Genomic DNA, 9,431 nt, shown 5'->3' on the forward strand with positions numbered 1-9,431 from the left:
GTAGACCCTAATAAAGTGAACTGACTAGCTAGCCCTCAATCAACAAAATACGAGTCTCGTAAGGACGCAATACTTGATAATGCGATGTTACTGAATCGTCTGTCTCTTGATAGTTAGAAAGCAAGCACTTGACATTTGTCATCTCAAAACGCTCAGGTAAAGCACATTCTGTCTCTTCACCATAATAGTTATTAATGCATAGTAGAGTTTGCTCTTCACTCTCGCGAGAATACGCAAATACCGATGGATGCTCAGGTAGCAAATCTTGATAACTACCATGCGTAATCACAGGCACTTCTTTACGAAGTTCAATCAAACTCTTGTAGAAATAGAACACCGAATCTTTATCTTTCAGAGCTTGCCCTGCATTGATCTCAGGGTAGTTGTTCGCAACATCCAGCCATGGCTGAGCTTTTGAAAAGCCCGCGTGCGCTTCGCTATTCCATTGCATCGGTGTACGAGAGTTATCACGAGACTTCTGCGCTAGAATCGCCATCATATCTTGATGATCCACGCCATCGCGATTAACCATGATATCGTACATGTTAGTACTCTCTACATCGCGATACTGACTGATTTCGGTATAATCTGGGTTCGTCATACCAATCTCTTCACCTTGATAGATATAAGGTGTGCCTTGCATCATGTGGATAGACGCCGCCAGCATTTTAGCCGACTCAACACGGTAGTTCTTGTCATCACCTAAACGGCTCACCACTCGCGGTTGGTCATGGTTACACCAAAACAGTGCACCCCAGCCTTTCCCATTTAAGCCTGTTTGCCAATGGTTGAAGATCGATTTGAGTTTTAAGAAATCAAATGGTGCATTGGTCCATTTCTCACCATTGGTGTAATCTACCTTAAGATGGTGAAAGTTAAACACCATCGATAACTCGCTGTTATCAATTTTGGAATACTGCTGACAGTGCTCCAATGTGGTTGAGGACATCTCGCCTACTGTCACGCTGCCATATTTCTGGAATACCGCTTCGCTAATCTCTTTTAAATATTCATGCACACGCGGGCCGTCTGTGTAAAAACGGCGACCATCACCGATATCATCATTAGGGAAATCTTGCTGCTTTGAAATCAGGTTAATCACGTCCAAGCGGAAGCCGTCGACGCCCTTCTCAGCCCAGAAGCTGATAACGTCTTTCACTTCTTCACGCACGACCGGATTCTCCCAGTTCAGGTCGGCCTGCTCCTTGGCAAACAGGTGAAGGTAATATTGACCAGTCGCTTCGTCTAACGCCCATGCATTACCGCCAAATTTGGATTGCCAGTTAGTTGGTGCTTGGCCGTTTACAGGCTCTTTCCAAATGTAGTAATCACGATAAGGGCTTTTTTTATCACCCAATGCAGATTGGAACCATGCATGCTCAGTGGAGGTATGGTTAACCACAATATCCATCACGATACGAATCCCACGCTGATGCGCTTCAGCCAGCAACAGATCGAAATCTTCCATGGTGCCAAATTGAGGGTTAATCGCGTAGTAATCTGAAATATCATAGCCGTTATCGATCATGGGTGATGCGTATACTGGAGTTAACCAAATCGCATCAACACTCAAGTGTTTGAGGTAGTCCAGTTTCGAAATGATCCCTTTGATATCACCAGTACCTTTACTACCGCTGTCACAAAAGCTCTTTGGGTAGATTTGATAGATGGTTGCGGTTTTCCACCAGCTTTCATCATGTTCAGTCATCGCCATCTCTAACACTCACTTACCAAAAAATAATAAATAAAAATCACCATGTTCACATGGTCGATAGAAGTCGTTTCTAAGGAAAAAAGCGATGACTGGATTGAAGTCACCGCTGATATGATGCACTACGCGTTTGCTGTTTCGAGCTCACCTTTTGACTGTGCACGCTTATAGAAGAACAGCGTTAAGGTCACTGGCAATACAATCGCCACCAACATCGCCACTAAATAAACAGACCAATATTGCGGTTGAATCGACAAGATACCCGGCAAGCCGCCCACACCGATGCCGTTCGCCATCACGCCTGCGCTACCACAAATAGCAGCTGCTACGGCACTACCAATCATTGCGCTCAGCATTGGGAATTTGTATTTAAGGTTGATGCCGTACATCGCAGGCTCTGTCACACCTAAATAGGCAGAGATTGCAGCTGGAACCGAGATGTCTCGCTCACCTTCGCGTTTACTCAAGATAATGATGCCAACAACCGCTGAAGCTTGTGCAATGTTAGATAGCGCAATCAGAGGCCAAATTGGTGTGCCGCCTAAGTCTTGCATCAACTGCAAATCGACTGCGTTAGTCGTATGATGAATACCCGTGATAACCAAAGGTGCGTAAAGGAAGCCAAATATCACTGAACCAAGAATCGCAAAGTCTCCGGTCATGGCTGCTTTCGCTGCGAATGCGACGCCATCACCTAGCATACGGCCGAATGGACCAATAAAGGCGTGAGCCAGAATCACAGACAAAATGATCGACACAAATGGCACAACTACAAGGTACAAGTAAGCTGGCACGATGCGCTTAAGGTTGGTTTCAATGAAGGCTAATGCCACACCCGCGAGCATCGCAGGGATCACCTGTGCTTGGTACCCAACTTTCTCAATCACAAAAAAGCCAAAGTCCCACACTTCAGGAACGGCTTTACCTATCATGTAAGCGTTCATAAGCTGCGGCGACACTAAGGTCACACCGAGCGTGATACCCAAAATAGGGGTTCCGCCGAGCTTCTTAACCGTCGCCCAACACACACCAACCGGTAGGAAGAAGAAAATCGCTTCGCCAATCAGCCATAAGAAAGAGTGAACGGTTGCCCAGAATTGGCTGATTTCAACTAAGGTTTTGCCATCGAACATGCGAATGTCGCCAATCACATTACGGAAACCAAGAATCAAACCACCAGTAATAATGGCAGGCAGCAGTGGCACAAAAATTTCGGCTAAATGGGAGATACCACGCTCAAGGAAGTTCATGTTCTGACGAGCAGCCAATTTCGCTTCATCTTTTGATGAGGCCTCTTTGCCCGTTTGCTCAATCAGCAGTGCATACACTTCGTCAACTTCGGTGCCAATCACCACTTGAAATTGGCCTGCGTTAGTAAAGCAGCCTTTTACTAGCTTGAGCTTTTCGAGTTCTACTTTATTTGCCTGATCTGTCTCATTCAATACGAAACGTAGTCGAGTCAGACAGTGGCTGACACTCGCAATATTCTCTTTACCACCAACTAACTCGATAAGACGCGCAATATCTTGCTTCGCTATCTTACTCATACTACCCCACCCTGGTTTTATTCAATGACTCATCTAAATCATTGAGTCATAACCACTCAGATTCAGACCTGATGGGAACATTCCCAAAATTGGTTATTATAATACCTAGCTGAATGAAAAATTAAAATGGGAACAGTCCCATTAATTGAAAAGGATCACAATCTAATTTTCATCTAAGCGGCTCAGTTTCGCTTAGTTGAGTAGATTATTGAATCGGTGATTGGGTGTGATGAGAGATCACTGTGTTACCTAAAAGTTGAGAGATCAATAGATTAGCGGCTAGTTTACCCGCCGATTGGTAGCCCGGGTCAATACTAAAGACCCGAGGGAATAAGAAAGAAAGAAGATCGTTACCGCCGACGCCAGTCACCACCACATCTTCACGTTGTCGTTCTTGCAAGCGCTTGATGACCCCAAGAGCAAGAGTATCGCTGGCACAGACAATCGCTTGAGTCGTTGGAGTGAGTACTTCATCCACTAACTGATAAGCGCTTTCATGATGAAGTTGACCAGTACGATAGTTCGCTATCACTCCACTGCGCTCGCACCAATCGAGGTAAGCCTTTAGACGAAGTTCACCGGTTGATTTATCACTAGGATCCACTCCAACAAAACCGATATCAGAGATCCCCTGATCCGTTAAATACGCCAACGCCCGATTGATCACCTGCTGGTTGTCATAGTTAATCGAGGTTACGTTCTCTGTGTCCAGCGCAATGACCACTGCTTTGTGTCCCCACGCTTCGATCGCAGGAATATCGCAATCCGTAAAACCAAACACAATGATTCCATCAACATTACGGCGCTTTAGAACCTGCAGGTGCTCGTTGGCTTTTTCTCTGTCGAGCTGGCTTTCCATGATCACGACATCGTAGCCCGCTTGGTACAACTCAGACAGCATGGTGCTGACGGCTTTGTTTTCAGAAGGAGAATCCAAACGAGAGATGATCACGCCAATCACTTTTTGGCTGCCACCACGCATCGACTGCGCAGACTTTGAAGGCGTATACCCAGATTCTTGAATTACTCTTTCTACCCTTTCACGGGTTTCAGGTTTCACTTTAGGATCATTGGTCAGAACGCGAGATACGGTCGACTTACCAACACCAGACAGCTTAGCAATATCAAGAATAGTGAGTTTTTTGCTCATAATAAGTCTAACGTCAAAGGAAGGAAAAGAAGCAGTGAGGGCATACTCCCTCACTTAACTGTTTGTAAATTTTTGCGATTAAAGATGGCTTACTTGCTGCAGTTTCGATACACCACACGACCAAGTTCTAGGCGTGCGTTATCACCTTTGGTACGTAAAGTAACGCTGTTGATTAACTCTCCAGTACCATCATCTAAGATGTACTTGGTTCCAGAACCAGCCGCTACTTGAGTCAGACGGTATTCATTTTCAGGTAAACGTAATACCGCTTTTTCATTATCAAGGTAAGCCACTTCAAATGAAACGTCAGACTCACATTGATAAGTCACGAATTGATTGTCCGATGTAGCACTGTCAGGCGCTGCTGATTTAGAGCAACCCATTAATGCTAACGTACATAGAGATGCTACTAACATAGCTTTCATACTTCGTTCCTCATCTTTATACCGTTGAAGGTAGTGAAATGTCTTAGCCTTTTAGGAAAGCAGGCACGTCCGCAATGCTATCAAGGACAACACTTGCCAAGGCTTCACCCTTTTCAGTGATTGGTTTACCGGTTCTTACCAATACCTTAGTACCAACACCTGCCGCTTCTGCAGCCATCATGTCTTCAGCTTTATCGCCGATCATTACAGAGTTAGCCATATCAATCTTGAGAAAGTCGCGCGCAGAAATGAACATACCAGGCTTTGGCTTACGACACTCACAATCTTGCTTGTAGTCACCAATGCCATGTTCAGCGTGGTGAGGGCAGTAGTAAATACCATCTAACTCAACGCCATTATCGACAAAGTTCCAATCCATCCACTGCGTTAAAGAGAGAAAACGGTCTTCACTAAACATGCCGCGAGCAATACCAGACTGGTTCGTCACAAGCACCAATAAATAACCCATATCTTTAAACGCTTTCGCCGCTTCAAACACACCATCGATGTATTCAAAATCATGCTCATCATGTACGTAGCCGTGATCAACGTTAATCACACCATCACGATCTAAAAAAACAGCAGGTTTAGACAAAATTTTGTTCTCTATCAACTCTCTATTAATCATTAATTATTACACGCTTTATTTGCTTCATCACTATCTATTTAGTTTTGCGCTCGTTAACGATTTGTTTCCACCTCGGCAATACAATCTACGTTTAGCCATCTAGACGTAAAAATATCTATTGACTTAGATCACGGAACACCATAGCATCATCCGTAAATCGAGCGAGCTATCGACATATTATTCTGTTCTACCTGCACGGGTTTCTCTATGATTAAAGTGAATCAAGTCAATAAGGTTTTTTATCAAGGCACTAAAGAGATCAATGCCTTAATTGATATCAACCTCCACATTCCTCAAGGTCAAATCTTTGGAGTCATCGGCTCTTCAGGTGCAGGCAAAAGTACTCTAATCCGCTGTGTAAATATGTTGGAAGCCCCAACTTCAGGTGAAGTGATTGTTGACGGTATCGACCTAACAAAGCTCAGCAAATCAGAACTGAGCGAAGCACGCCGTAACATCGGCATGATTTTCCAGCACTTCAACCTGCTGTCTTCTCGTACTGTATTTAACAATGTAGCACTGCCTCTAGAGCTAGCAGGTAAAGATAAAGCGGTTATTGAAGCGAAAGTCAGTGAGCTCCTTGAACTGGTTGGCCTTGCAGACAAGCGTGATACTTACCCTGCAAATCTAAGTGGCGGTCAAAAGCAGCGTGTCGCGATTGCTCGTGCACTGGCATCAGACCCGAAAGTACTACTGTGTGATGAAGCGACCAGCGCTCTGGATCCTGCAACTACTCAATCGATTCTTGAACTACTGCGTGAAATCAACCGTAAGCTACACATTACTATTCTGCTTATTACGCATGAAATGGATGTGGTGAAGAGCATCTGTCACGAAGTGGCGATCATCGGTGGTGGTGAATTGGTAGAGAAAGGCACGGTTGGCGACATCTTTGCGCATCCTAAGACTGAGTTAGCGCATCAATTTATTCGTTCAACCTTAGATCTAACGATCCCTGAAGATTACCAAGCACGCTTGCAAGAAACTCGAGTAGATGGCAGTTACCCTCTGGTACGCCTTGAGTTCACAGGTGCAACCGTTGATGCTCCACTAATGACGCAAATCGCTCGTAAATTTAATATCGATGTCAGCATTCTAAGTTCTGATCTTGATTACGCTGGCGGCGTGAAGTTCGGCATGATGGTAGCTGAACTGTTCGGCAACGAAGCAGATGATAATGCTGCTATCCATTTCCTACGCGATAACAATGTAAAAGTAGAGGTGCTTGGTTATGTCCTTTAGTTTCAACGAGATTGCTGACTGGATCAGCCTTAACGGTAACCTTCTATTAGAAGCAACTGGCGAAACACTTTACATGGTTGCTGTGGCAGGCATTGTTGGCTTTGCTGTCGGTATTCCCCTAGGCGTGATTCTACACACCACCAAAAAAGGCAGTTTGCTAGAAAACACTAAGCTTAACCAAATTCTTGGTGCGGTAGTCAACGTAGGCCGTTCAGTACCTTTCTTGGTATTGATGGTTGCGATTATCCCACTGACTAAGATGCTGATTGGTACCTTTATCGGTACAACAGCGGCAATTGTTCCACTGACTATTGGCGCAATCCCATTTGTTGCTCGTCTTATCGAAAGTGCACTGCTTGAAGTACCAACAGGTCTTGTAGAAGCAGCGCAATCAATGGGCGCGACACCAACACAAATCATTAGCAAAGTTCTGCTTCCTGAAGCACTACCGACTATTATCAACTCAGTAACCATCACACTCGTTACCCTAGTGAGCTACTCAGCAATGGCAGGTACGGTTGGCGGTGGCGGCCTAGGCGATGTGGCTATTCGTTACGGATTCCACCGTTACGATGTGACCATCATGGCAGTGACCGTAGTAATGTTGATTGTGCTTGTACAAATTATTCAATCGATCGGTGATTCATTAGTTCGCCGCGTTGACCACAGATAAAACTCAGCGTTTATACGCAAACAAACTAACAACAGAGTCGTCTGAACCAAATTAAATAGATTTATTAAAAGGAGATTATTATGAAATTTAGCCTTAAAGGTTTACTAACTATCGCAGCGGCAGCTTCAGCGCTAGTTCTAGCAGGTTGTGGTGATAAAGAAGTCGACACTTCTAAAGTAAAAGTGGGCGTAATGGCAGGTGCTGAAGCTCAGGTTGCAGAAGTTGCAGCTAAAGTAGCGAAAGAGAAGTACGGCCTAGATGTCGAACTAGTAACGTTCACTGATTACGTAACACCAAACGCAGCACTAGATGACGGTTCTATCGACATCAACGCATTCCAACATGCACCGTACCTAGATCAGCAAGTAGCTGACCGTGGTTACAAACTGACAATCGCTGGTAACACGTTTGTTTACCCAATTGCTGGTTACTCTAAAGAAGTGAAATCGGTAGACGAAATCCAAGATGGCGCGCGCATCGCTGTACCAAACGATCCGACAAACCTAGGTCGTTCTCTACTGCTTCTTGAGCAACAAGGTCTACTTGAGCTTCGTGAAGGCGCAGGTCTTCTTGCAACAGTGCGTGACATCGTTAAGAACCCTAAGAACCTAACGATTGTTGAGCTAGACGCAGCACAACTACCACGCTCTCTTGATGACGTAGCACTGTCTATCATCAACACAACTTACGCGAGCTCTATCAACCTTACTCCACAAAAAGATGGCGTATTCGTTGAAGACAAAGAGTCTCCATACGTGAACCTCATTGTGTCTCGTGAAGAGAACCTAAACGCTGAGAACGTACAAAACTTCGTTAAAGCTTACCAAACTGAAGAAGTGTACAAAGCAGCTTCTGACATCTTCCAAGGTGGCGTAGTTAAAGGCTGGTAATCTGCCTCGCTTCACTACCCTATAGATACCAAAAGGGGCTGACATTGTGTCAGCCCCTTTTTCGATCACTAGAAGCTCACTTATGAGCCTGCCACGCTAAAAATATCGTCGTTACTTTAGCTGATCCCAAGAGATGTTTGATACCAGACGGCAATCATCACACTTGAAATAGAAAATATCGTGGATCGGCGCATCTAGCAGCCATTCGCCACCACATTGCGGACATTTACGCTCTTTTTCGTCTTTCAAACTAATGCCACCCACACGGTACAAGTAGTAGTAAGTAGGAATCTTAGTCAGATATTCAATACGTCCTCTCAAGCCCCAACCGCGTTTGAACAGTACGCTTTTGGTATCGCTGATTTCCGTCAAGGTCGCGTGTTCAGCTTGACAACCACCACCCATTTGTACTTCATCACAAGCTTGCCATTCCGTCTGCCATTTCAGCACGGCTTTATGGTCGCCATTGAAGGTAGGTGGGTTACGGTATAGTGGGATCGGCAACAAGCTATCACCACTGCGTAGCGGTGAGCAGGTATGCACAAAAGTGGTGTACAGTACTTGCCAACTAGGCGCTTCATCTTCAGCCACTTCTTCTGAGTTCAAATCTCGACCCAGCAAGCGCATTTTAGGAGTCAGCAGGCTCGCATTAGACAGACGATCTAAGCACACTTTCACAAAATCTGAGTGATTACGCGGGTGTAAGCTATCTTGCTCTGGGCAGACAACACGAACGTAAAACTCGCCGTCACCCATAACGATAGGAAACTCACGGCCTAGCACTTGTCCGTTATAACGCAGTGCATCCATTAAGCCATTCACCGCCTTGTCGACAGCGCTTACCGTTGTGTTATCAAAACACTCAAATTGAAGTTCTAGTACGTACATCTATCTATACCGCAGGTTGTAACTTTTCTAAAAACTCAGCCAATGTCTCAGCGAGTACATCACGATTTTTGGTGCCTAAGCGCTCTAAAATCACGTTGCCAGTTAAGTTACAAATAGAGATAACATCCAGCTCTGCATCAGTCGCTGCGATGAAAACCGTCGGTTTCAGCTTTAAGCGACGCTGCGTCACTAGGTGACCTAGAATGTTTTCTTGCAGGCATTCGAAGTCTTCATCACTCCAAATCTGCAAAAGAGTCAGCTCATTGCCGTCAAAAGT

The 9,431-nt window shown here is 45.0% G+C and carries 10 protein-coding genes; 3 read left to right on the forward strand and 7 right to left on the reverse strand.

What is annotated here, in order from left to right; translation table 11 throughout:
• Nucleotides 1-28: 28 nt before the first annotated feature.
• The 5 genes from treC to gmhB form a co-directional block, all read right to left on the reverse strand.
• The gene (gene treC, locus ACTRWI_RS06155; protein ID WP_499129905.1) at nt 29-1,708 is read right to left on the reverse strand and encodes an alpha,alpha-phosphotrehalase; all 1,680 of its coding nucleotides are present in this window, start codon (nt 1,706-1,708) and stop codon (nt 29-31) included.
• Nucleotides 1,709-1,833: 125 nt separating this feature from the next.
• Nucleotides 1,834-3,258 (reverse strand): PTS trehalose transporter subunit IIBC, encoded by a 1,425-nt coding sequence (gene treB / locus ACTRWI_RS06160; protein ID WP_499129906.1) that lies wholly within the window; start codon nt 3,256-3,258, stop codon nt 1,834-1,836.
• A gap of 205 nt (nt 3,259-3,463) precedes the next feature.
• Entirely contained in the window at nt 3,464-4,408 is a 945-nt protein-coding gene (gene treR / locus ACTRWI_RS06165) for a trehalose operon repressor TreR (RefSeq protein WP_499129907.1), read from the reverse strand.
• Nucleotides 4,409-4,497: 89 nt separating this feature from the next.
• Nucleotides 4,498-4,833 (reverse strand): MliC family protein, encoded by a 336-nt coding sequence (locus ACTRWI_RS06170; RefSeq protein WP_499129908.1) that lies wholly within the window; start codon nt 4,831-4,833, stop codon nt 4,498-4,500.
• A gap of 43 nt (nt 4,834-4,876) precedes the next feature.
• Nucleotides 4,877-5,428 (reverse strand): D-glycero-beta-D-manno-heptose 1,7-bisphosphate 7-phosphatase, encoded by a 552-nt coding sequence (gene gmhB / locus ACTRWI_RS06175; protein WP_215404345.1) that lies wholly within the window; start codon nt 5,426-5,428, stop codon nt 4,877-4,879.
• A 240-nt stretch (nt 5,429-5,668) separates the two neighbouring features.
• On the opposite strand from gmhB, the gene metN reads away from it, so the two are divergent.
• The 3 genes from metN to ACTRWI_RS06190 all read left to right on the forward strand — a co-directional run bounded on the left by metN (nt 5,669) and on the right by ACTRWI_RS06190 (nt 8,266).
• Complete coding sequence (gene metN, locus ACTRWI_RS06180; RefSeq protein ID WP_499129909.1) at nt 5,669-6,703, forward strand: methionine ABC transporter ATP-binding protein MetN; 1,035 nt, start codon at nt 5,669-5,671, stop codon at nt 6,701-6,703.
• Nucleotides 6,693-7,376, forward strand: a complete 684-nt coding sequence (locus ACTRWI_RS06185) for a methionine ABC transporter permease (RefSeq protein ID WP_499129910.1) — start codon at nt 6,693-6,695, stop codon at nt 7,374-7,376. Before metN ends, ACTRWI_RS06185 begins: the two co-directional genes overlap by 11 nt.
• An 80-nt stretch (nt 7,377-7,456) precedes the next feature.
• A complete protein-coding gene (locus tag ACTRWI_RS06190) occupies nt 7,457-8,266 on the forward strand; it encodes a MetQ/NlpA family lipoprotein (protein WP_105025447.1) in 810 nt (269 codons plus the stop codon).
• A 111-nt stretch (nt 8,267-8,377) separates the two neighbouring features.
• On the opposite strand, the gene ACTRWI_RS06195 is transcribed toward ACTRWI_RS06190, so the two are convergent.
• Together ACTRWI_RS06195 and ACTRWI_RS06200 are read right to left on the reverse strand one after the other, a co-directional pair.
• Nucleotides 8,378-9,154, reverse strand: a complete 777-nt coding sequence (locus ACTRWI_RS06195; RefSeq protein WP_499129911.1) for a Zn-ribbon-containing protein — start codon at nt 9,152-9,154, stop codon at nt 8,378-8,380.
• Nucleotides 9,155-9,158: 4 nt separating this feature from the next.
• The coding region (locus tag ACTRWI_RS06200; protein ID WP_499129912.1) for a SecY-interacting protein Syd at nt 9,159-9,431 on the reverse strand (273 nt) is incomplete at its 5' end.

The sequence above is a fragment of the Pseudoalteromonas sp. G5_S1_14_S5 genome, from assembly GCF_054968605.1.

Bases quoted from the DNA above. Each gene is read 5' to 3' on its own strand.
- treC (WP_499129905.1), bottom strand. From the start codon at position 1,708: ATGACTGAACATGATGAAAGCTGGTGGAAAACCGCAACCATCTATCAA.
- treB (WP_499129906.1), bottom strand. From the start codon at position 3,258: ATGAGTAAGATAGCGAAGCAAGATATTGCGCGTCTTATCGAGTTAGTT.
- treR (WP_499129907.1), bottom strand. From the start codon at position 4,408: ATGAGCAAAAAACTCACTATTCTTGATATTGCTAAGCTGTCTGGTGTT.
- ACTRWI_RS06170 (WP_499129908.1), bottom strand. From the start codon at position 4,833: ATGAAAGCTATGTTAGTAGCATCTCTATGTACGTTAGCATTAATGGGT.
- metN (WP_499129909.1), top strand. From the start codon at position 5,669: ATGATTAAAGTGAATCAAGTCAATAAGGTTTTTTATCAAGGCACTAAA.
- ACTRWI_RS06185 (WP_499129910.1), top strand. From the start codon at position 6,693: ATGTCCTTTAGTTTCAACGAGATTGCTGACTGGATCAGCCTTAACGGT.
- ACTRWI_RS06190 (WP_105025447.1), top strand. From the start codon at position 7,457: ATGAAATTTAGCCTTAAAGGTTTACTAACTATCGCAGCGGCAGCTTCA.
- ACTRWI_RS06195 (WP_499129911.1), bottom strand. From the start codon at position 9,154: ATGTACGTACTAGAACTTCAATTTGAGTGTTTTGATAACACAACGGTA.